Consider the following 22,899-nt stretch of genomic DNA (forward strand, 5'->3'; position numbering starts at 1 on the left):
CCGAGCGGCGACGGCTACACGGACGTGTGACTGTCTCTGCGGCCGAGCTCCAAGTGCTGGGTGCCACGTTCTGCGAAGCGCTCATCATGGGTCACCATGATGACGGTGTGCCCCTGCAACGCGCGGCGCAGATCATCCACCAATTGGGCGGCTTCGTCGGCACCCAGGTGCGCTGTAGGTTCGTCCAACAAGACCGTGTGCGAGCGATTTAGCAGCGCTCGCGCCACCGCTAGGCGCTGGCGCTGACCTCCCGAGAGGAAATGGCCTCCCGGCCCCACCCGAGTGTCCAGTCCCTCGGGAGTCGCCGCCAACCACGGACCCAGCCCCACCAGCTCCAGAGTCTGAACCATTTCGGCATCGGTGGCGCGGTCTTCCGGATCGCGGGCCAGCAGCAGGTTTGAGCGCAGCGTGGAATCAAACAGGTGTGCGTCCTGGGGACACCAGGCCACCCCCGCCCCATGCTGGTTATCGTTGCTGGTGCTACCGAGACGAAGGTGACCGGCGTGGGGTGGCAGAAAGCCCATCAGCACCGCCAATAGGGTCGATTTTCCGGATCCCGAGGGACCAGTCACCACCACGAAGTCACCTAAGCGTGCCGACAGACCGAGGTCTACGAGCACGGGGCCCTGGCCGTAATCTGCGCTGAGATGACGCATTTCCACCACACCGTCAGGGGCAGTTTCGATGCCGGTGATCGTCGGGTCGTCGCCGTTCCTGGTGATCAGCGGTTCCAATACCGCCAGCTGACGCCGCACCACTGACACCGACTGCGCGGCTGCGGCTACTTGTCCGAAGGGCTCGGCCAGCGCCAACACCATAAACACCGCCAATGCCGCGGACGGAGCATCCACCGCCTGGCTGACACAGATCCAGAGCACCGCCAGCGCGGTCAGCCCGGCCACGGTGGCGCTGAGCGATTGACCGAGACCCGCCACCCAGGCGCTGCGTTGCAACCGGGCGGCTCCGGCTCGATCTTCCGCACCGAAGCGGAAAACAAGTTCCTGAGCGGTACCGGTCCCCTGAATGTCCGCTGCTGCGGCAAACAACACAGAGGTGCGTTGCATCAACCAGCTGCGGTGTGCCGCACTGGCCGCTGTGGCGCGTCGGTCCAGTCGCGCGGCAGCCCACGGAACCAGCACCAGCCCGAACAGCCCAGCCAGCGCCACAGCCCACCACGCCGGCGGCGCCATATACGCCACCACCACGATGCTCAGCCCCCAGGCCAGCACCGCTGCCGGGATGGGAACCACCACGCGTGGCACCGCGTCTCGGAGCTCATCGATCTCCGACACCAGCACTGAGAGGGAGCCGCCAGCATGACGCAGCCGATTCCAGCCCTCGACCCGATACCCCAGTCCATCCCAGACCGCCAGCCGCACCCGGTGCGCCCACCGCAGCACGGCCTGATGCACGCTGAGTCGTTCGAGATAGCGGAACAGAGCGCGGCCAATGCCGAAAAAGCGCACGCCCACAATCACAGAGAGCAGGAACAACACCGGCGGCTCATAAGAAGCCTGCACGATCAGCCACCCCGATAGCGCAGACAGCAACGCACCGGCCAACAGCGCCGCCACCGCCCAGGCAATCCCGGAGCGGAATCCTTTCTCGCCCCAGGGCAGCGCCCGGAACATCTTGCGTAGCTGCAGCGGCTCCACTCGCTGGTTGTTCGGCGCGGCTGGTCCTGACAGTGCCATCGCATGTTCCGTGTTTGGCTGTGCATCGCCGTCCGGCACGGTCACGGACGAGGCAGGGACGGGCTCGGCGACATCGAAAACGTCAACGGTATCGACAACCTCAAACTCGCCACCCAGGTCACCCTGCACCAGCACGTCCGCCTCGGCGTGTAGGCGGGGATCGTGCGAGGCGACCAGCACGATGGCATTCTGATCTCGCAGCCTGCGCAGGGCAGCACGGACGCGGGCGGCCGAGTCCGGATCCAAGTGGGCCGTCGGTTCATCGAGAAGCACCAGCCACGCCGATGGCGCACTCTCGTCACTGCGCACCCGCACCAGGACACGGGCCATACCTAAACGCCGTGCCTCCCCCGGACTGAGATCCATACACGCCTGGTCGCCCAGGCTTTCCAATCCCAAGGTCGCCAGGACCTCCTCGATGAGTACCTCATCGGCGGAGACATCGGTGTCATGATGTGTCTGACCGCGTTCGGCAGCCAGCACCAGGCGCACTTCCTCGGCTACGGTGGCTTCGGTGAAATGTGGATGCTGATCCAGCCACGCGATGCGTCGATCCGCCAGCCCAGAGATTGTCCCCGAGACGACGATCTCGTCGTCACGCAACGCCCCGGCCAGGGCCCGTAACAACGTGGACTTGCCCGTCCCCGAGGCGCCCCCCAACACGGTCAGTGACCCGGCAGGTGCAGTGAGCGATACCCCGCGCACGACTGCTTGACGTCCGGGTTCGTCAGATGCCTGTCGACTGCGGTAATTCAGCTGTAGCTCGTCCACGACGAGGGCATCGGCAGTACCCGATGCTGTCGTTTCAGACTCCGCGTCCAGGGCATCTGCGAGGCGTTCTGAACGTGGTGTAGATAGTCGCTGGCGGGCGCGCCGCAGCGCCTCTACCCCGTCCTCGGCCGCGTGATAGGCCGAACCCACCTCACGGAACGGTAGATAGATCTCGGGGGCAATGATCAAAATGAGCAGCCCCACCACCAGCTCCAGGTCTCCGTCGACCATCCGCACACCGATGAACACCGCCACCACAGCCACCGACAGGGTGGAGATCAGTTCAAGGGCGAACCCCGACATAAAGGCGGCACGCAGGGTCTTCATGGTGGTCGCCCGATATTCTTCGGCCACCGTCGTCAGCGAGGCGCGCTGCACCCCTGCCCGGCGAAGCCCCACCAACACGGGCAGCCCCCTCGCTAGCTCCAGTAGGTGATGTGAGAGTCGATCCAGCCCCTCTGCAGCCTCGTCCACGCGCTCCTCAGTGTGCCGTCCAATGAGAATCATGAATAGTGGGATCAGCGGCAGAGTCAAAAGGACGACGATCGCCGAGATTAGATCGTGCAGAAGCACCCAGAAGCCCAGAACCGCTGGCACCACGACGGCCGAAACGAGAGCCGGCAGAAAATCCGTATAGTACTGGTCCAGCTCGTCGAGCCCATGCGAGGCCAGCATGGCGTCTTCTGCAGCAGAGTCCGACGTTGAGCCCCCTTCGTCGAGGTGCCGACGCACCAGCTGAAGGCGCAACCGCTCCTTCTCCCCCAGTGCGGCGCGACGCGACATGACCTGTTGGCCCCATAGGGCAACCCCGCGTACGAGCACCCCACCCAGCCCGAGCTGCAGACTGAGCAAGAAGCCGCCCGACTCAGCCAGCGCGCCCAATTCCGAGCGTTGTTCTTCGGTGGCCGGCAGCGGGTTGAAGAGCAAATGCAGTAACCGCGATGCGTCGGGAGCCGTCAGCGCATCGGCCAGCTGGCTCAGCACGGTGGCCGCAGCGGTGGCCAGCATGATCCAGCCCGCCGCTTTCACGACTGCGAGCGCGGTCAGCCAAATCAAAGCCCACCGGCCTGCCTTGGATTCCGGTAGTTCCGGCCTCACACCGGGGTCACCACATGGTGTTCGGGAATGTGCTGTTCGCTCAGGCGCTGACGGAAGATCCAGTAACTGTACGCCGTGTAGGCGAGCACCAGCGGAATGAACACCGCTGCCACCCAGGCCATCACCGTCAGCGTGTAGCCACTGGATGAGGCGGTCTCGATGGTGAGGTGGAACGCGTCGTCCAGTGTCGAGGGCAACACCACCGGGTAAAGGCTTCCGAAGATCGCGGTTACCCCGGCCGTGACCGTGACAGCCATGGCCACGAACGACCAGCCTTCGCGTTGACGTAGCGCCCAGGCCCAGGCGAGCAGCGCCGCCAGGACGGCCACCACCAGCGCGCACCAGGTCCAGACCCGGCCGGCATTGAGCACCACAAGGAGCGACCAGGCCAGGAGGGGCAGCAAGTACAGGATCCCGAAGCGGCTCAGATGCCAGCCGGCGGCTTCGCGTGGGGCGCCCAGCGTCTTGAGGCCAAGCCAAGCCCAGCCCATGGCCAAGGAAATACCCAGCACAGCGAGCCCACCCAGTACCGCATAGGGGGTCAGCCAGGCGAAGGCCCCGCCCACTCGATCGCCGTTGGCGTTGAGGGGAAGCCCCGTGGTGGTGAGCCCCAGCAACGCACCAATAAAGAAGGCCGACACCGCGGAGCCGCCAAAGAGACACCAATCCCAGATGGTGCGGGTGAACACGGTCTCAGATTTACTGCGGTAATGAATGGCCACCGCTCGCACGATCAACGCCAACAGGGTCAGCGTCAACGGAATGTAGAGGGCGGAGAAGATCGCCGCGTACCAGAGCGGAAAGGCTGCAAACATGGCACCGGCCGCGGTGATCAGCCATACTTCGTTTCCTTCCCATACCGGTCCAATGGTGTTGAGAAGCACGCGGCGTTGGGATTCGTTGCGGGCCCACACCTTCATGAGCATGCCCACGCCGAGGTCGAAGCCCTCTAGCACCAGGTACCCGGTCCAGAGCACCGCGATAAGGATGAACCAGACTGTCGGAAGAAATTCCATCGTCATCAGCCCTTCAGAGATTCGGTGGTGATATCGGGGTGGTCAGTAGGCAAACGCGAGAACGTCTTTGTCATGGCGCTCCTCGTCGTCATTGTCTTCATCAGCTAATAGTTCGGGCATCCCAGCGGGCACTCCGCCGCGAATGTAGCGAGCCAGCAGCCAGAGCTCGACCACCAGCAGCACCGCGTAGATCAGGGTCAATGCGATCAGCGAGAAGAGGATTTCTCCCCCGGAGACGCCCGGAGATACAGCCGCGGCGGTATACATCCAGACTTGGTCGATCCCCGTAGGGTCGGGATTGGGCGCGACGACGAACGGCTGGCGCCCCATTTCGGTAAAGATCCAGCCCGCGGAGTTAGCGAAGAACGAGAAGGTGATCTGTACCAGGGCCAGGCGCATCAGCCACTTATTGGTGGGCACGGTGCCCTTGCGACCCAGCCACAATCCGATGGCAGCAGCCAGGGCAGCCATGCCACCGAAGGTGATCATCAGTCGGAAGCCCCAGTACGTCACTTCCATCACCGGCAGGTAGTCGATCTCGCTCCCAGCTCGGTCCCCGTACATGGGGTCGTCGGGAAGATGCGTGCCGTACTTCTCCTGATACTCGGGGATGAGCGTGTTGACGCCGTCCACCGGGGTGGTGAAGTCCTCATAGGCAAGGAACGAGAGCAGTCCCGGAATCTCGAAAACGCCCACGATGTCGTCACAGGTAGTCGCCCCATCGGTGTTGCGCAAATCGGCGAAAGAAAACACGGAGAACGCCGTGCCGTCGTGACAGGCTGCTTCGGCCGCAGCCATCTTCAGCGGCTGCTGTTCGATCATCAGCTGTGCCTGAGCGTGACCGGAAAACGCCGTACCGAGGAACGCCACCAAGGCAATCCAGCCTCCCCAACGGAACGAAGTGCGCCACACGCGGTAGTCGGTTTCGTCGCTGGCCTTGGATCCCGTGGTGCCGACCATGACCTTTCCGTCGGTGTCCACGGAGTCGATGCCCTGCACACGACGTCGGTAGAGGTGGTACCAGGCCACACCGAAGAGGAACCCACCGGCCACGGCCAGGGCACCGAACACGGTGTGTGGGAAGTGCACGAGCAGCGTGTTGTTGGTCAGCACCGCCCAAATGTCGGTGAGCACGGGCCGTCCGTCCACCATCTCCACGCCCACGGGATGTTGCATCCACGCGTTGGCGGCCAGAATGAAGTACGCCGAGAACATGGAGCCAATAGCGGCAGCCCACAGCGAAGCTAAGTGGATCCAGGGGCGCACCCGTCCCCAGCCGAAGATCCAGATGCCGAGGAACACCGACTCCATGAAGAAGGCGATCAGCGCCTCCATGGCCAGCGGTGCGCCAAAGACGTCACCGACGAAACGGGAATATTCACTCCAGGCCATTCCGAACTGGAATTCCTGGACCAGGCCGGTGGCCACCCCCATGATGAAGTTGATCAGGAACAGCTTCCCGAAAAACTTGGTCATGCGCAGGTACTGCTCGTGTCCGGTGATGTGCCACATGGTCTGCATGCTGGCCAGCACCACCCCGAGACCGATCGTCAGCGGAACCATCAGAAAGTGGTAAACGGTGGTGATTCCGAACTGCCACCGGGCAAGCTCCAGAGGATCCATCGGGTTCCTTTCCCTTCTTGCCACAAGACGCGTGTGAGACGTTTCGTGTTGATGTGGCCTCTGTGACGCAGAGCCCAACGACGCACAGGCGGATAGAAGCTAGAGTTATGGGAAGATCAGCTACGATCCAGCGGCCGTTTCGCCACCAGTGTACGCCTTTTTCTACACGTTGTAGAATTCATGCTGAGGGCACCCGTCGTCGATCGTCAAACACCACGAACACACCAGGAGCACCATGTCCCTCGGACAGCTTGAACAGCAAGTCATGGACCTGCTCTGGGATCGCACCGAGCCACTGACCGCCAATGAATTGCGCGATCAGCTCATCGAGCGCTCCCCGCACGCCCCGGAGCCGGCCGTCACCACGGTGCTCACGGTCCTGACCCGACTGACGAAGAAGGGATTCGTGCTGCGCGAATCCGGGAAGCGTCCCCACCGCTTCAGGGCCGCCAGCTCGCGCGAAGAACACACCGTCGAACTCCTCAACGAAGTACTCGGTGCCGTCCCCGACCGTGAGGCCGTGTTGGCTCGATTCGTCGGAACCATCGGCCCCGAAGAGGCTGCCGCACTGCGCCGCGCCCTGAATTCGAGCGCGCCCGCCTAATCCGTGCACCCTGATGACGCCCTATTTGCTCCTGGTCGCGGCCATCGCTCTGGCCTGGCCCGTACCGGTGGCCCTGTCACGGGCGTCCTGGGTGCGACGCGCTCCAGCCACCGCGATGATCCTCTGGCAGGCCGTGGGCCTGGCCGGTGGCATCACCATGATCGGCGCCCCGCTGATATGGGGGCTCGCACCCTTCGGCACCGGACTGATCAGCGCCGTGAGCGAACTCATCCATCTCGGCAGCCATGGTGGGCTGAGCGCCATTGTCGACGTCGAGGAATTCACCTCCGACCGCATTGTCGGGGTCACGCTAGGACTCGCCCTGGGAGTCCACCTCATCCTCACCCTGTTGGATGCGACCCGAAAAACGGTGCAGGAACGGAGCCGTCACCGCCGGGCCGTCCAGCTTCTCACGGCGGCTGCCCCCTTTCGCACCACTACCGATCCCACCACCGGTCAGATGCGGGTATTGCCCTTGGACCACCCGTTGGCGTACTGCCTCCCCGGAATCACCAATTCACTCACCGTCATCTCCCGGGGCTTGATCGAGCAGTTGGAACCTGCTCAACTCGATGCGGTGGTCGCCCATGAACAGGCTCACCTGCGCCAGCGCCACGATCTGCTGCGCCTGGCTTTCGAAGCCTGGAGCCGGGCCTGCGCGTGGCTGCCCACCACAGCGATCGCCCGGCAGGCGGTCACCGAACTCACCGAAATGCTGGCCGACGACGCCGCACTACGCAAACACCGCCAACACGATCTCGTGAGCGCCATCGCCGTGGTGGCGGGCGCTGGTGCGGGTACCCCCTCAGCGACGCCCACCTCCGACCACACCGAGAACGACGACCCGAAGCACTCCTCTAGCCGCCTGGAACGCTTGCTGCATCCACACCCGGCCCCCCCGCTGCTCTTCACGGGGACGGTCCTCGTCGTCTCCGCGATGCTCATGATCGGCCCAATCCTACTGATCCTCATCGGCTGAAGTTTCGCGTAGAGCGTGCCCGTTACTGGTTCCTACCCAACGTTCAGGAGCGTGCCGATACAATTGAGACTTGTGCCGGGTCCGCTATGGTGACCTCAATACGCTCCACAGAGGCCGGGCACGACGCCATAGCACCCTACTGATTGAGTCGACGCCACGTGTCAGGAAACGCCACCACGATCCATCATCATGCTGCCCTGCTTTCCGTTGTGGAGGTGAGCGCGCCGATCGAAGTGACGTCCGAGGACCTCGATCAACGCATCGACTCAGTGCTCAAGCGCCTGCATTTGCCCCACGGCCTGCTCCAACGCGTCGCCGGCGTCAAAGCCCGGCGGATGTGGAAACAACGCGGTGACTATCTCGACGGCGCCGCCCAGGCAGGAACCAAAGCCCTGAAAGAAGCGGGAATCACCCCCGACCAGGTCGGCATGCTGATCAATACCTCGGTCACCCGGGACACCCTGGAACCGGCAGTGTCGGTGCGGATCCATGACCAGATGGGGCTGCCGAGTTCGGCGATGAACTTCGACATCACCAACGCCTGCCTCGGCTTTGTCAACGGCATGGACCTGGCCTCCACTATGGTTGACGCCGGACACATCGACTACGCACTGGTGGTCGCCGGCGAAGACGCCAACGCCGTGCACGACGCCACCATCAAAAACCTGCACGCCAACTCCGTCACCCGTGATAATTTCCTCCAGCAGTTCGCCTCTCTGACCTTGGGATCCGGGGCCGCTGCCGCGGTCATCGGCCGGGCTGAAGCTCACCCCGAGGGCCACCGCATTCTGCGCGGCGTCACCCGGGCCGGCACCGAGCACCATCACCTGTGCGCCGGTGATCACAACGGTATGTACACCGACTCCGCGGGGCTCCTCACCAACGGGCTCCAGTTGGTGATGGACGCCTGGAACGACGCGCCAGAGGAGTGGGATTGGGCGTCGATGGACCGCTACATCACCCACCAGGTGTCGCAGATGCACACCGATGCGATCATCGACTCCGCCGGCATCGCCCGTGAGAAAATTCCCACCACGTTCCCGGTGCTCGGCAATATCGGCCCGGCGGCACTGCCCATCACGCTCGCCCGCGAAACTGATTCCCTGTCCTCCGGCGACCGCGTCCTCTGTATGGGTGTGGGCTCCGGATTGAACGTGGCCATGCTCGAAATCGAATGGTGATCAACTGATGCGTATTCCCGCCCAGCCCGCCGGTCTCCCCCACGAATTCGCCCCGGACACCGAGCTACCCGGGTGGGATCCTGCCTGGTCGCGCCTTGTCGAGGCCGACACCCACGACGGCGTCCACACCTTCCACGTCCTCGACACCGGCCCCGAGCTGGAGCGACTAGGGGTTAAGCCCGATGCCGTCATCCTCGCCGTACACGGCAACCCCACCTGGTCCTACCTGTGGCGACATGTGGCCGCAACTAGCCTCGCCACGGCCAGGGAATGGGTCGAGGCGGCTTCCACAGACAGTCCGCGCCGACGTCAGCGTCGACCCCGAATCTGGCGCCTCGTGGCCCCCGACCAGCTTGATATGGGCTTCTCCGAGAGGCTCGAGCACACCAGCTCTCCCACCCCGGGGCGTCCACGCAGCTATCGCACCTTGGCTGAGCGTCTCAGCGATCTCGACGCCGTCGTCCGCGCCCTCGGTCTCGACGTCGACGCCCAGCGGTCCACCGCACCCGTCCCGTTGTTCACCCTCGGTCACGACTGGGGCGGCGTCATCTCCCTGGGCTGGGCTGCCGACCATCAACACCTGGTGAGTGGTTCGATCTCTCTCAACACCGCGGTGCACCACGACGCTGACGAGCCGATTCCTGCCCCCTTGCAGGCAGCCCTCGCCGGGCCGGTGCTCGCCGGATCCACCGTTGTCACCACCGCGTTCCTCGATGTCACGCTCGGCCTGGGTCACCCGGGCCTCGCCTCCGAGACCAAGCACGCTTATCGTGCGCCCTATCAGGGGCTGGAACGACGCGGAGGCATTGGCGGCTTCGTCGCCGACATCCCCGCAGATGCCAAGCATCACTCGTACCAGCCGCTGCGCCATATCGCCCGTAACCTGAGCTCCTCGTCCTTGCCGACCCTTTTACTCTGGGGCGCTCTGGACCCGGTGTTCCTAGACCGCTATCAGCAGGACCTGCTGGAACGGATCCCTCAGGTTGACCTGCACCGGTACGAAACCTCTGGGCATCTGCTCGCCGAAGACCAAGACCTCGGCACCCCGATCTTTTCCTGGGCAAACGCAGTGGTTGACGAACAAAGTCGCCCGCTGGATTCCGCCGTGGCCGCGGCCTCGCCCCGACCAGCCTATCGCGCTCTGTGGTCGTTCCTGGAAGAGAAATCAGACAGCTCAGAGACCGCCCTCGTGGATATGACGGCCACCCGGAATTCGCGCCCCGACGGCGTCTCGTGGGCCACGCTGTCCCGGGTGGTCAACGCGATCGCCGTGGGTCTACGCCGCAGCGGGGTGAAGCCCGGGGACCGGGTCTCTCTGCTGGTCCAGCCCGGACGTGACCTCACCGCCGCCCTCTACGCCGTGCTCCGCGTGGGTGCCACCGCTGTGATCGCCGACGCGGGCCTGGGTATCCAGGGCATGACGCGCGCTGTGCATACCGCCCGCCCCCAGTGGATCATCGGCGAGCTACCGGGCCTTACCCTCGCCCGCGCCCAGCGGTGGCCGGGCCGTCGCCTCTCCGTATCCACTCTCGGCGCACCCCTGCGTGCCGCGCTGCAGGTGGAGAACAGCCTCTACCGGCTCGCGGACACCTACAACGGCCACGTCTATCACGCGACAAAGGATCATCCGGATCCCGAGCCAGCACAGACCGCAGCAATCCTCTTCACCTCCGGCTCGACCGGGCCGGCCAAAGGCGTGCGATACACCCACGATCGGCTCTCGGCTCTCACCCAGTTGCTACGTGATAATTTCGGCGTGGTCCCCGGGTCGTCCCTACTCGCCGGGTTCGCACCTTTCGCGTTGCTGGGACCGGCGATCGGCGCCACCTCCGTCACCCCGAAAATGTCGGTCACCAAGCCCGCCACCCTCACCGCCACCGCGGTGGCCGAGGCTGCAGCCGCCGGATCCGCGACCATGGTCTTCGCGTCCCCCGCGGCCCTGCGCAACGTCGTTGCCACCGCGCCGCAGCTGAGCGAAGATCAGCGTCGGCAATTGGGCACCATTTCACTCATGCTCTCCGCTGGCGCCCCGGTGGCGCCGGATCTTATGGACCAGGTACTCGAGCTGATGCCCCAGGCGGAATTCCATTCCCCTTACGGGATGACGGAATCCCTGCTCCTGGCCGACATCGACCGAGACACCCTGCGCGCCGCACACCGCGAGGCCCCCACCGAACAACACGGGGTGTGCGTGGGCCACCCCGTTCCGGGCGTGGAGATCGCGATCGCGCCTCTCAACGCTGACGGCACTGCCTCATCCCAGTTACGCCGGGGTACTGAGTCCCAGGGAATCCTGGGCGAGATCGTGGTGTCGGCCCCGCACATGACCGCTGGCTACGATCGGCTCTGGTATACCGACCATCTTTCCAAGCGCGACTTCGACGGCGAACGCCAGTGGCACCGCACCGCCGATATCGGTCGCATCGACGGATCATCCCGGTTGTGGATCGAAGGCCGCCTGCAGCATGTGGTCACCACCGCCCACGGCCCCCTGGCCCCGGGCGGCCCCGAAGCCCAGATCGACACCCTCCAGGCGGTCTCCCGCAGCGCCGTCGTCGGCGTCGGCCCGCACGGCACCCAGGCAGTGGTCGCCGTGATCGAACCGACCGACCGCTCCGTTAAACCCGGGCTAGCCCCCACCTGGCTGAGCGACCAGGTGCGCGAGACAGTCGACACCCCGATCGCCGCCGTGCTCGTCACCAACCAGGTGCCGGTGGACATCCGCCACAATTCCAAAATCGACCGCACCCGACTGTCGCGTTGGGCTGAGACCGTGCTCAGTGGAGGAAAGGTGAGCACCCCATGAGCTCCTCTCCGAACCACGTTCTGGTCACCGGCGCCTCGGGTGTGCTCGGTTCCGGCGTCGCCGGTGCGCTACTCGCTCAAGGCGCGGGTGTCACCACCCTGCAACGTCGCCCCGCCCAGCTCGACGGCGCCCGTGAGGTCCGCGGCTCCGTCACCGATCACGACACCGTCCGCCAAGCGCTGACCGGCGTCGACACCGTGGTGCACCTGGCCGCCAAGGTCTCCGTCTCCGGTCCTGGCCACGAATTTGAGCACGTCAATGTGGAAGGCACCCGGCTCCTGCTCAACGCCGCCCGTGACGCGGGGGTGTCCCGGTTCGTCCACATTTCCTCGCCCTCCGTGGCACACTCTGGTACCTCCATCATCGGCGACGGCGCTCAACCGGCCGATCCGGTGCATGCCCGCGGCCACTACGCCCGCACCAAAGCCGCCGGTGAGTTGCTAGCGCTGGATGCAGACGCCGAAGATTTCCGTGTTCTCGTGTTGCGTCCGCACCTGATGTGGGGGCCGGGCGATACCCAACTCACCGAGCGGATCATTGATCGTTCCCGCAGTGGCCGCATGCCGATCATCGGCTCCGGTGCCGCGTTGGTGGATACCCTGTATGTGGCGAACGCCGTCGATGCTGTCCTCGCCGCCACCCGTGCGGTGGACCGCCATCACGGCGAGGCACTCGTCGTGACTAATGGTGAACCGCGCCCCATCGGCGAGCTCATTCGAGGGCTGGCCCGTGCCGGCGGCTCCCCCGAGCCCGTTCTGCGCGTGCCCGCGGGACTGGCCCGCGTCGCAGGATCCGTGATTGAGCGCATCTGGGAAGCGATACCCGCCGAATCCGGCGACGGCGAGCCCCCGCTCACCCGGTTCCTGGCCGAACAACTCTCGACGGCGCACTGGTTTGATCAGCGCCGCACCCGCGAGGTCCTGGACTGGACGCCGCGTGTGTCGATCGATGAGGGGATGCGGCTTACCGCCGAGCATTACGCCGGGTAGTGAAACACCCGGACAGGGTCAAGCGTCGATCTGTTCCCGGCCCAGTTCCTCGGCGCCGGAAATGATGAACTGCTTGCGCGGCGCCACATCCGAGCCCATCAGTAGCTCGAAAATCTGCTCCGCCTGATCTGCTTCGGCAATGTTGACCCTGCGCAACGTCCGGTACCGGGGATCCATGGTGGTCTCTGAAAGCTGGTCCGCGTCCATCTCGCCCAAACCTTTGTAACGCTGAATGTCGTCCTTGTACTTGCGCCCCTCCGCGTCCAGTTTCTGTAGCACCGCGGTCAGTTCCGCCTCGGTGTAGGTGTAAATGATCTCGTTCTCACCGGAGCCGGGGGTCATCACTTCGATGCGGTGTAGCGGCGGCACGGCAGCGTAAACCCGACCAGCTTCGACCATCGGGCGCATATACCGGAAGAACAACGTCAGCAGCAGGGTGCGGATGTGTGCGCCGTCGACGTCAGCGTCCGTCATCAGGATGACTTTGCCGTACCGGGTCGCGTCCAGGTCGAAGCTACGCCCAGCACCGCCACCAACCACCTGGATCAAGGCCGCACACTCGGCGTTGTTCAGCATGTCGCCCACCGAAGCTTTCTGGACGTTGAGGATCTTGCCGCGAATAGGCAACAGCGCCTGGAAGTCCGAGGAGCGCGCCAGTTTGGCCGTACCGAGCGCGGAGTCACCCTCCACAATGAACAGCTCCGAGTTTTGGGCGTCATTGGTGCGGCAGTCTGCCAGCTTCGCCGGCATGGTGGAGGTTTCCAGGGCGTTTTTACGCCGCTGGTTTTCCTTATGCGTCCGCGCCGAGATACGAGACTTCATCTCCGCCACGATCTTCTCAAGCAGCTGAGTGGTTTGCTGCTTGTCCTGCCGCTTCGACGAATTTAGCAGCTTACCCAGCTCATCGGAGACCACCTTATTGACGATCTGTTTCGCCGCGGGCGTGCCCAGAACTTCCTTGGTCTGGCCCTCGAACTGCGGCTCAGAGAGACGCACGGTCAGCACCGCGGTCAGCCCGGCCATCACATCGTCCTTGTCGATCTTGTCATTACCGACTTTGAGTTTGCGGGCGTTGGAATCGACTGCCTTGCGGAAGACCTTTAGCAAGGCCTGCTCAAACCCGGATTGATGCGTGCCGCCTTTGGGTGTGGCAATAATATTGACGAAGCTACGCATCGTGGTGTCGTAGCCGACGTCCCAACGCAGGGCAACGTCAACCTCGCACACACGCTCAAGATCCTTCATCTCGGTGTGGCCGTTCTCGCCCAACACCGGTACCCGTTCAGTGAAGGTGTCGGAGCCCTGCAGTCGCCAAATATCGGTGACCGGGTTCAGGTTGGCCAAATGATCGACGAACTCTGAGATGCCGCCGTCGTAGTGGAAGACCTCTTCCACCGGACCGTGCTCACCCGGGGTGCCGGGCACGCGCCGCTCGTCACGGATCGCGATGCGTAGGCCGGGCACCAGGTATGCGGTTTGGCGGGCGCGGTTCTCCAGTTCCTGATAGTTGAACTTGGCATCCGGGGTGAAAATCTGCTCATCGGCCCAGTAACGGACCCGGGTGCCGGTATAGCCACGCTTGGCTTTGCCGACGACGTCCAGGCTGGAGGAATCTTCGAAGGGTGAGAAAGTAGCGTTCGGTTTGGGATTGCTCCCGGTATCAGCGAACCGACCCGGCTCACCTCGGCGGAACGACATCTGGTACGTTTTCCCGCCACGGAATACTTGAACATCCAGACGAGAGGACAACGCGTTAACGACGGACGCACCCACGCCGTGTAGACCGCCAGAAGCTGCGTAGGATCCTCCACCAAACTTGCCGCCGGCGTGTAGCTTCGTGAAGACCACTTCCACGCCGGAGAGTCCGGTACGTGGCTCAATATCGACCGGGATACCACGGCCATTGTCCTCGACTTCCACGGAACCATCCGCATACAAGGTGATGCTGATGGACTGACCGTATCCGGCCAGTGCCTCATCCACCGAGTTATCGATGATCTCCCAGAGGCAGTGCATCAGACCGCGGGAATCGGTGGAGCCGATGTACATACCCGGGCGCTTGCGGACAGCTTCGAGCCCCTCCAGAACGGAGAGGTGCCGTGCGTTGTATTCAGTCTGTCGCGCCACTGACGTGCACTACCTTTCGCCTGATCCATCGATCTGCCCCGTCGGGCACATCTCTTTACAATATCCGCAAACACCTGCTGATCATTGGAGGACGTCCCGCTGGAATCACCAATGCGCTCAGCAACCTACGCGCGGAGCGAAACACTAGCCGATATCGGCCGAACTGCGAACATTTTCCTCGCCGAGATGGTTCTATAGTGTGAAAGTAGTTCGACGAAGGAGGTCACAGTGACCACTGCAGCCACCGCAGAGAAGCCGACCATGACTGCCGCGGAGCGTTGCGACCGTTGCGGCGCGCAGGCATATGTCCGCGCTGTCCTGACGTCCGGCGGCCAACTCCTGTTCTGCGCCCACCACGCGCGCGCCGTCGAGGAGACCCTGCGTCCCCAGACGACTCAATGGCAGGACGAGACTGAGCGTCTCCACGAAGACAACCGGACTGTCGTACGCTGATCTGAGCGCACTTCAGCACCGCTGACAAAGGCGTGGCCCCACCGTTCCGGTGGGGCCACGCCTTTATGTTTGATTTTCGTGCGCGGGTCCAGGGACCCGGCCGCGTGTTTACTCGAGGTAGTCGCGCAGCACCTGGGAACGCGAGGGGTGGCGCAGCTTCGACATGGTCTTGGACTCTATCTGGCGGATGCGCTCGCGCGTAACCCCGTAGACCTTGCCGATCTCATCGAGGGTCTTGGGCTGACCATCGGTGAGACCGAAGCGCATGGCCACCACGCCGGCTTCACGCTCTGACAGAGTGTCGAGCACCGAATGCAGCTGCTCCTGCAACAGGGTGAAGGAGACCGCATCCGCAGGGACGACCGCCTCTGAATCTTCGATCAGGTCACCGAACTCGGAGTCGCCGTCCTCACCCAGAGGGGTGTGCAGCGAAATCGGTTCGCGGCCATACTTCTGGACTTCGACGACCTTCTCCGGCGTCATGTCCAGCTCTTTGGCCAGCTCTTCTGGAGTGGGTTCCCGACCCAAGTCCTGTAGCATCTGACGCTGCACGCGCGCCAGCTTGTTGATGACCTCGACCATGTGCACCGGAATACGGATGGTGCGAGCCTGGTCGGCCATGGCGCGGGTGATGGCCTGACGGATCCACCAGGTGGCGTAGGTAGAAAACTTGAAGCCCTTCGTGTAGTCGAACTTTTCGACCGCACGGATCAGACCCAAGTTACCTTCCTGAATTAGGTCCAGGAACAGCATGCCACGACCGGTGTAACGTTTCGCCAGCGAGACAACCAGACGCAGGTTGGCTTCGAGGAGGTGGTTCTTGGCCCGACGTCCATCGGCGATTACCAGCTCGTAGTCGCGACGCAGACGCGTGTCCTCGATGGGATTCTCTTTGATCTTGTGCTCGGCGTAGAGGCCAGCCTCAATGCGCAGAGCTAGGTCGACTTCCTGCTCGGCGTTGAGGAGAGCGACTTTACCGATCTGCTTCAGGTAGTCCTTGACAGGGTCTGCGGTAGCACCGGAGGTGACCACCTGCTGCACGGGGGCATCCTCGTCGGAATCCGAAACGACGAAACCGCCGGAGGTGGTTTCTTCTTCGGCTTTGCCCGACTTGCCCTTGGCATCGCCTTCGGTCTCGGCGGCCTCTTCCTCAGCGGCCTCTTCGGCCTCTTTGAGAACGGCGTCCTCTTCGAGCTCTTCTACGATCTCGTCAACGTCGGATTCAACCTTGGTCGGCTTTGCAGAACCGCTCTTTCCTGCCGCAGCTTTCGGAGCAGCCTTTTTCGGCGCCGCCTTCTTAGTCGTCGTCGACCCCCCAACACGGGTGCTGGTCTTGGTCGAGGACGCGGCGGACGCGGACTCCTTTGATTCGTCGGCTTGTTCTGCGGCGGACGCTTTGGCGCCCGACCGCGACTTGGCCTTCGCTGGAGTAGTAGTCACTCAGAACCTTCCTACGGCAATGTGGAGCGAACAGTGGTCTAAACCACTATGACCCTGTCAAGTCCGAAACATTTGTAAGTTGCTGTAGGCCGACCGAAAAACGGCCGGCTCAGCGACTTGCTCGCGCTTCAGACGCAGGGTCTTTAGGGGGTGAAACGACCTGGACTGCGACTTTGTTCCCGCGTATCCGAAATTCCTGAGAAAAATCGGACCGTGGTCAGATCACCCCCACAATTATTGCATGTTCGCTGCCACATCTTGGCAACCGCGACGTTCAGGCCCTACATGACGATGCCACTGATCATGTCATGCCACCGTCCGGTCGCGACCCGACCATGCGATTTTCCGGTTCAGGGCCCACGGATTAATGAGTCCGGCGCTGACTGCTTCCGCGAGTAATGAAGCGAGGCTACAGGTAACGTCCCAGGACAGCGCTTGGTCTAGCAATGCAGTGGCGCGAGTGCCGCGTCCACGCGACCATTCGATCCACGCGGCCGTCGCTGCCGTAGCGGCCGCGGCTGGCATAGAAGCCTGAGGCACCAGGTCGCTACAGTATCCACGGAGCCGGTCCAACCGTGACCAATCCGGAGATAGCCCTGTTCGGCCGGTGAGCGTTTCAGCGACCAACCACGCATTGTCTTCCGACGCCGTCGTCTCATACAGCCGGGGCAGTCCGTCAGGTACCCGGGCGGAGAAGGCCAAACCAGACACCGCTGTTTCGAACCCGAAGCACGCTCCCACGATCAACAAGTCTCGCCAGACGCTCATCCCCAGAGGAGCCACAAGGAGAGCCGCTTCCTCTGGAGCGAGAGGCCGACCATCGTTGAGCACATCGTCCCACTGACGCGTCCAGTTCCAACATGCCACCGTGTCGCCTTCATACGGTGCTGCCGGCAGCGACGCGGGATCACCACACGGCTCCGGTAGGCAAACGGCGACGTGATCCGCCTCAATGGGCTGCCCCAACAGCGTCAAGGAATCGCTGACATAGGTTCCTCGTGCCTCTTTAACGGCAGAGCCCTGTGTCGCGCAGAATCCGCGTTCTCGGCAATAGAGGTGCCAGACCCGTCGTTCGTTGATGACCCAGCTCTCGAATACTGGCAACTCGGTGAGTGCGGCCCCGCGGCGCACGCATCGGTCGATCTGCCGCAGGATTTCGGGAGGTGACCCGACCCCGCCGGCCGAGGATGACATATCGGGGGCTTTCGACTCGGCATCAAGCAAGTACACCATCAGAATCCGGTCGGATTCGATGTCGTGCTTAAGTTTCGTGGCCACGAACTGGCCGAGGCTTTGCGCCTCGTGCTCAAGCCGATCGACTTCATCGGGGTCCGCGATGCCGTGGGTGAGCGCCAGTTCCATAGAAGGAAGCAGATCCCCTCGCATCACGGCACCGAGCTGACGATTGCGTATCGCAACACCCACCCACGACCGAGTCGGTTCAAAGCCAAGCGTATGGATGATGTAGGCCATCAGCTCCGCGGGCTCACGGACGGTGAGGCGCCGAGAAACGATGTCACTAGCGGGAAGTAGACCGGGGCGATGATTCGATGCGTTCATGTGCACCAGCATCGTTACGACGTGTGGTTCTTCGAGCGCCGCTCAGACCAGTTTGTGGATGACGCCCTCCACACCGAAGGGTGTGGAGCACCAAGGTGTTAGTCCTCGGAGGGAGAATCCGGCCTAGTACCGTCAGTCGCGTCCGCATCCTCTTCTCGGCTTCCCGTGTCATCCAAATTCAGGTGATCCTGTGAACGAGACGGCATAATCGACCGCGGCTGAACGTGTTCCTGAGCGTGACGCGGCTGAGAAGAGAGATACTCTTCCACTGCTGCGCCCAGAGATTCGGCGTCCGGAACCTGTGCGTCGCGATTAAGCAACAGTGAGCGCACTTCCCCAGATTTCGTCGCATGCTGGTCGAAGTTCTGCTCGAGCCCGGTCACCATGGCCCGGATTTCCCCGGATGATTCGGTCTGACGGTCTAGCTCCAGGTCGATTTCTCGTCCCTTTTCACGCAGTTCATCGGTGGGGAGCATCCGCTCAAGTGCAGCGCCGGCGTATTCCAGAGCCGATACCGCAGCCTGTGGGTAGGTGGCGTCGGCCAGATAGTGCGGGACGTGGATGGTGTATCCGCTGGTGTCATACGAAGCCTCTTCCAGACGCAATTCCAACAGCTGCCCCACACCGGAAAGCATGCGCGCCTGCGGCGACCAGGTGCTGAGGCCGGCCACCAACTCCTCACGGCTACCGTGTGCGGTCACCCCCAGGGGGCGAGTATGAGGTACCGGTAATGGCATGGCATCCAGCATGGTCACCAGCCGCACGTCCAGCTCTTCCACCAGGAAAAGAACAGACGAGACGAACCGCTCCCACTGATAGTCCGGTTCCTGGCCAGACAAAAGCAGGAACGGTTTGCCGAGAACGTCGTTCACTAGATGCAACTGCAGCTCGGGAGCCCGGTAATCGGTGAATCGCTGACCGTCGAAGGTGATGTGTGGCCTCCGGGAGCGATAGTCAACCAACTGGTCGGCGTCGAAGCTCGCCAGGAGCTGATGGTCCAATCGTTCCAACAGGGTGTCATTCACCTGACGGGCGATATTGCCGGCGTCGAGGTGGCCGCTGAACACAGCAAGCATGCCCAGCCCGCGTAGAGGAGACTCCCCATCGACCTGGGCCGAGAGTAGTTCGCGGCCTTCCGGCTGCAGCCTAAACAGCATTCTGGGATCTTGCACCAAGGTTCCTTCCTGTGGCGACCATTTCGAGCTTATCCATCTCAACGGCGAAGTGCCTCAGAAGTATTCCAAAGCCCCGTTAGGATGGGACCGACCCCACACCGCTGACTCACTCTCAAAAGGACGTGATCTTCGTGACCACTGCGTCAACCCCCACTTTCATCACCACCACCGGTCCGACTTTGAACGCTGTCGCCGAGGTTCCCGCTGTACAGGCACTGGTGCTTGCGACGGAATCCACTTCCGATGGTCCGCGACTGGTCGAATCTTCGGTGTTGACTCAGGAGGAAACGCAGCGGATCACTGATCTGCTCCCCGCGCTCGGAGTGCGCGGCGCTGCTGATGAAGTTCTGCGGATCCCTGCTTCAGCGGAGAGCAACTACGACGTCATGGTCCTCGCCGGTGTTGGTTCGAAGGATCGCCCTGCCCAAGGCACTCCTGCGGTCGATGGGTCGCCAGAAGGCGAGATTGCCGTCGAGAACCTTCGACGCGCTGCCGGTTCTGCTGTTCGTAGCCTGGCCGGATTGAAGAGCGTCGCGTTCGCTTTCCCTGCCGATACCGCGGAACGCCTAGCCGCCATCACCGAAGGCGCGGCCATCGCGGCGTACTCTTTCACCGCATTCCGTTCCACTAACTCGAGCAAAGATGCGTCCACGAACGAGGCCGACACGGATGCCGCTTCCCAGACGGAAAACGCCGGTTCCGCTCAGTCTCCCGTGGCGGAGATTTTCGTGGTCAGTGATCTGGAGGCCGTCACCGCCGCGGACATTGTACGCCGCGCCGAAACCGTGGCTCAGGCCGTTCGAGTGACCCGTGACTTCGTCAACACCCCTCCCTCGCATCTCTTCCCAGCCTCGCTCGCTGATGCGGCCGTGGATTTAGTCAAGGATCTCGACATCGAGACCACCGTGTGGGATGAAAAGCGCCTAGCCGAAGAAGGATTCGGCGGAATTCTGGGCATCGGACAGGGGTCGTCGCGTCCTCCGCGTCTGGTGCGGATGGCTTACTCCCCCGCCGATGCACAGGGCCACATCGCTCTGGTGGGAAAAGGCATTACCTTCGACACCGGTGGAATTTCGCTCAAGCCGGCCGCGTCAATGATGACCATGAAGTCGGATATGACGGGCGCGGCCACCGTCACCGCCGTCGTTGCAGCTGTTGCTCGCCTCCAGTTTCCGATTAAGGTCACCGGCTGGCTGGCTGTTGCAGAGAACATGCCCTCCGCTACGGCGATTCGCCCGTCGGATGTACTCACCACATTCGGCGGAAAGACCGTTGAAGTACTCAACACCGATGCCGAAGGTCGTGTGGTCATGGCCGACGCCTTGGTCGCGGCCTGCCAGGAAAAACCTGATGCAGTGATCGACATCGCCACTCTCACGGGTGCGCAAATGGTTGCCCTTGGTAATCGCACCACCGGTGTGATGGGCCAGGACGCGCTGCGCGAAGAACTCGTTACCGCCGGCCAGACCTCCGGAGAAAGCATCTGGCCGATGCCGATCCCCGCCAACCAGCGGGCGTCGCTGGATTCTTCCGTCGCCGATATCTCCAACATGGGCGATCGATTCGGGGGCATGCTGACCGCGGCGGCCTTCCTCCGTGAATTCGTCGGCGACACCCCCTGGGCTCACCTCGACATCGCGGGACCCTCATTCAACGAATCAAGCGCCTGGGGATACACCCCGAAGGATGCGACCGGCGTGATGGTCCGCACACTGCTGACGTTCTTGTCCCAGCGCGCAGGAATCACTGCCTAATAACGAATCACTGCCTAATAACGCCGCGGACGCACAGGCGAATCACTGAAAAGCACGGTGCATTCACCCGTGCGTCATCGCTTGTTGCGAGTAGCCGATCAGCCCAATTCATAGATAAGGTTGATTTCAAAGTCTCGCAGGCTGAACATTGCCCGCAATTCATACTGGATTCCAGTACAACCGGGGCGGGAAAATCCCCGTGCCCTAACGTAGAGGAGCAACACTCGTGTCCGAAACCGCTCAGGAATTTGACGTCCTCATTCTCGGCGGTGGCTCCGCCGGCTATGGCGCAGCACTGCGAGCCGTCCAGCATGGCCTGACCGTAGGCCTGATCGAGAAGAGCAAGCTCGGCGGTACTTGCCTCCACTGGGGTTGCATCCCTACCAAGGCATACCTGCACGCAGCTGAGGTCGCCGACGAGGCACGTCATGCCTCGTCCTTCGGCGTCAACGCTACCGTCGAGTCCGTCGACATGGGCAAGGTGCGCGACTACAAGGACGGCATCGTCGCTGGCAAGTTCAAGGGTTTGTCCGGCCTGCTGAAGATGCGCAAGGTCAACGTCATCGAAGGTGAAGGCAAGCTCGTTTCCCAGAACGAGATCGAGGTTGACGGAACGCGTTACCAGGGCAAGCACATCATCCTGGCTTCCGGTTCGTACTCCAAGACTTTCGGCCTGACCGTCAGCGACCGAATCATGACCTCGACCGAGGCCTTGCAGCTCGACTACCTGCCCAAGTCCGCCATCGTCCTCGGCGGCGGCGTCATCGGTTCGGAGTTCGCGTCCTTGTGGAACTCCTTCGGGGTTGATGTCACCATTATCGAGGGCCTGGACCACCTGGTGCCCAACGAGGACCCATCGATCATCAAGATCCTGGAGCGCGAGTTCAAGAAGAAGAAGATCAAGTCCAACCTGGGCACCTTCTTCGACAAGGTTGAGGAAACCGATTCCGGCGTCAAGGTCACCTTGGCAGACGGCAAGGAATTCGAAGCCGAGGTCTGCCTCGTGGCGGTGGGTCGCGGTCCGAACACCGAGGGCCTGGGCTTTGAAGAGCAGGGCATCACCCTCGACCGTGGTTTCGTCATCACCGATGAGCGTCTCCACACCGGCGTGGGCAACATTTACGCCATCGGCGATATCGTCCCCGGCGTTCAGCTGGCGCACCGCGGCTACCAGCAGGGCATCTTCGTTGCCGAAGAGATCGCCGGCAACAACCCGCTCATCGTTGAGGATGTCAACATCCCGAAGGTCACCTTCACTGAGCCGGAGATCATGTCCGTCGGCTACTCCCAGCCCAAGGCTGAAGAGAAGTTCGGCAAAGAAAACATCGAGGTCACCGAATACAACCTTGCGGGCAACGGCAAGTCCTCGATCCTCGGCACCGGCGGCGTGATCAAGATGGTCCGTCAGAAAGACGGCGCCATCATTGGTGTCCACGGTATCGGCAAGCGCATCTCCGAGCAGATCGGTGAAGCCCAGCTCATCGTGAACTGGGAGGCGTACCCCGAGGATGTTGCAGCCTTCATCCACGCACACCCGACCCAGAACGAGTCTCTCGGCGAAGCAGCGATGGCCCTCAACGGTCATCCGCTCCACGGCTGAGCCACCCCAATATTCGGGTGGCGACGCCA

General features: G+C 62.9%; 15 protein-coding genes. 8 read left to right on the forward strand and 7 right to left on the reverse strand.

Going from position 1 to position 22,899, the window contains the following annotated elements; all coding sequences use genetic code 11:
• Window positions 1–14 precede the first annotated feature (14 nt).
• From cydC to P8192_RS08555, 3 genes are read right to left on the reverse strand one after another with little or no spacing between them, the layout of a single operon-like run.
• On the reverse strand, window positions 15–3,563 hold the full coding sequence (gene cydC / locus P8192_RS08545; protein WP_278156193.1) for a thiol reductant ABC exporter subunit CydC: 3,549 nt from the start codon (window positions 3,561–3,563) through the stop codon (window positions 15–17).
• Window positions 3,560–4,579, reverse strand: coding sequence for a cytochrome d ubiquinol oxidase subunit II (gene cydB / locus P8192_RS08550; protein ID WP_270107556.1), 1,020 nt, complete (start codon window positions 4,577–4,579; stop codon window positions 3,560–3,562). The genes cydC and cydB overlap by 4 nt, the downstream gene beginning before the upstream one ends.
• Window positions 4,580–4,621: 42 nt before the next feature.
• Window positions 4,622–6,202 carry a cytochrome ubiquinol oxidase subunit I gene (locus P8192_RS08555; protein ID WP_278156198.1) on the reverse strand — a complete coding sequence of 527 codons (1,581 nt, stop codon included), beginning with the start codon at window positions 6,200–6,202 and terminating at the stop codon, window positions 4,622–4,624.
• A 235-nt stretch (window positions 6,203–6,437) separates the two neighbouring features.
• On the opposite strand from P8192_RS08555, the gene P8192_RS08560 reads away from it, so the two are divergent.
• The 5 genes from P8192_RS08560 to P8192_RS08580 all read left to right on the forward strand — a co-directional run bounded on the left by P8192_RS08560 (window position 6,438) and on the right by P8192_RS08580 (window position 12,761).
• The gene (locus P8192_RS08560; RefSeq protein WP_278156200.1) at window positions 6,438–6,806 is read left to right on the forward strand and encodes a BlaI/MecI/CopY family transcriptional regulator; all 369 of its coding nucleotides are present in this window, start codon (window positions 6,438–6,440) and stop codon (window positions 6,804–6,806) included.
• Between the two features lie 13 nt (window positions 6,807–6,819).
• Window positions 6,820–7,785 (forward strand): M56 family metallopeptidase, encoded by a 966-nt coding sequence (locus P8192_RS08565; RefSeq protein ID WP_278156202.1) that lies wholly within the window; start codon window positions 6,820–6,822, stop codon window positions 7,783–7,785.
• 158 nt (window positions 7,786–7,943) lie between these two features.
• Entirely contained in the window at window positions 7,944–8,966 is a 1,023-nt protein-coding gene (locus P8192_RS08570; protein ID WP_278156204.1) for a 3-oxoacyl-ACP synthase III, read from the forward strand.
• Between the two features lie 7 nt (window positions 8,967–8,973).
• Window positions 8,974–11,772 carry an alpha/beta fold hydrolase gene (locus P8192_RS08575; protein WP_278156206.1) on the forward strand — a complete coding sequence of 933 codons (2,799 nt, stop codon included), beginning with the start codon at window positions 8,974–8,976 and terminating at the stop codon, window positions 11,770–11,772.
• Window positions 11,769–12,761, forward strand: a complete 993-nt coding sequence (locus tag P8192_RS08580) for an NAD-dependent epimerase/dehydratase family protein (protein ID WP_278156208.1) — start codon at window positions 11,769–11,771, stop codon at window positions 12,759–12,761. The genes P8192_RS08575 and P8192_RS08580 overlap by 4 nt, the downstream gene beginning before the upstream one ends.
• A gap of 18 nt (window positions 12,762–12,779) precedes the next feature.
• Here P8192_RS08580 and P8192_RS08585 read toward each other — a convergent pair whose 3' ends face one another.
• Window positions 12,780–14,888 carry a DNA gyrase/topoisomerase IV subunit B gene (locus tag P8192_RS08585; RefSeq protein ID WP_278156210.1) on the reverse strand — a complete coding sequence of 703 codons (2,109 nt, stop codon included), beginning with the start codon at window positions 14,886–14,888 and terminating at the stop codon, window positions 12,780–12,782.
• A 261-nt stretch (window positions 14,889–15,149) separates the two neighbouring features.
• On the opposite strand from P8192_RS08585, the gene P8192_RS08590 reads away from it, so the two are divergent.
• On the forward strand, window positions 15,150–15,341 hold the full coding sequence (locus P8192_RS08590) for a DUF7455 domain-containing protein (RefSeq protein ID WP_270107555.1): 192 nt from the start codon (window positions 15,150–15,152) through the stop codon (window positions 15,339–15,341).
• Between the two features lie 108 nt (window positions 15,342–15,449).
• On the opposite strand, the gene P8192_RS08595 is transcribed toward P8192_RS08590, so the two are convergent.
• From P8192_RS08595 to P8192_RS08605, 3 genes are all read right to left on the reverse strand, one after another.
• On the reverse strand, window positions 15,450–16,781 hold the full coding sequence (locus tag P8192_RS08595; protein ID WP_278156211.1) for an RNA polymerase sigma factor: 1,332 nt from the start codon (window positions 16,779–16,781) through the stop codon (window positions 15,450–15,452).
• A 306-nt stretch (window positions 16,782–17,087) separates the two neighbouring features.
• Window positions 17,088–18,341 carry a DUF4192 family protein gene (locus P8192_RS08600; protein WP_278156213.1) on the reverse strand — a complete coding sequence of 418 codons (1,254 nt, stop codon included), beginning with the start codon at window positions 18,339–18,341 and terminating at the stop codon, window positions 17,088–17,090.
• Window positions 18,342–18,439: 98 nt separating this feature from the next.
• The gene (locus tag P8192_RS08605) at window positions 18,440–19,513 is read right to left on the reverse strand and encodes a PAC2 family protein (RefSeq protein ID WP_278156216.1); all 1,074 of its coding nucleotides are present in this window, start codon (window positions 19,511–19,513) and stop codon (window positions 18,440–18,442) included.
• A 134-nt stretch (window positions 19,514–19,647) separates the two neighbouring features.
• Between P8192_RS08605 and P8192_RS08610 the strand changes: the two genes are divergently transcribed.
• Together P8192_RS08610 and lpdA are read left to right on the forward strand one after the other, a co-directional pair.
• The gene (locus P8192_RS08610) at window positions 19,648–21,270 is read left to right on the forward strand and encodes a leucyl aminopeptidase (protein WP_347403404.1); all 1,623 of its coding nucleotides are present in this window, start codon (window positions 19,648–19,650) and stop codon (window positions 21,268–21,270) included.
• 226 nt (window positions 21,271–21,496) lie between these two features.
• The gene (lpdA, locus tag P8192_RS08615) at window positions 21,497–22,870 is read left to right on the forward strand and encodes a dihydrolipoyl dehydrogenase (protein ID WP_270105087.1); all 1,374 of its coding nucleotides are present in this window, start codon (window positions 21,497–21,499) and stop codon (window positions 22,868–22,870) included.
• The last annotated feature ends 29 nt before the right edge of the window (window positions 22,871–22,899 follow it).

The organism is Citricoccus muralis, assembly GCF_029637705.1.
In the GTDB taxonomy this organism is placed as follows: domain Bacteria; phylum Actinomycetota; class Actinomycetes; order Actinomycetales; family Micrococcaceae; genus CmP2.

Excerpts from the sequence above, each read along its gene's own strand:
- P8192_RS08580 (WP_278156208.1), top strand. The coding sequence starts at position 11,769 with ATGAGCTCCTCTCCGAACCACGTTCTGGTCACCGGCGCCTCGGGTGTG.
- P8192_RS08555 (WP_278156198.1), bottom strand. The coding sequence starts at position 6,202 with ATGGATCCTCTGGAGCTTGCCCGGTGGCAGTTCGGAATCACCACCGTT.
- cydB (WP_270107556.1), bottom strand. The coding sequence starts at position 4,579 with ATGGAATTTCTTCCGACAGTCTGGTTCATCCTTATCGCGGTGCTCTGG.
- P8192_RS08590 (WP_270107555.1), top strand. The coding sequence starts at position 15,150 with ATGACTGCCGCGGAGCGTTGCGACCGTTGCGGCGCGCAGGCATATGTC.
- P8192_RS08575 (WP_278156206.1), top strand. The coding sequence starts at position 8,974 with ATGCGTATTCCCGCCCAGCCCGCCGGTCTCCCCCACGAATTCGCCCCG.
- P8192_RS08560 (WP_278156200.1), top strand. The coding sequence starts at position 6,438 with ATGTCCCTCGGACAGCTTGAACAGCAAGTCATGGACCTGCTCTGGGAT.
- P8192_RS08600 (WP_278156213.1), bottom strand. The coding sequence starts at position 18,341 with ATGAACGCATCGAATCATCGCCCCGGTCTACTTCCCGCTAGTGACATC.
- P8192_RS08565 (WP_278156202.1), top strand. The coding sequence starts at position 6,820 with ATGACGCCCTATTTGCTCCTGGTCGCGGCCATCGCTCTGGCCTGGCCC.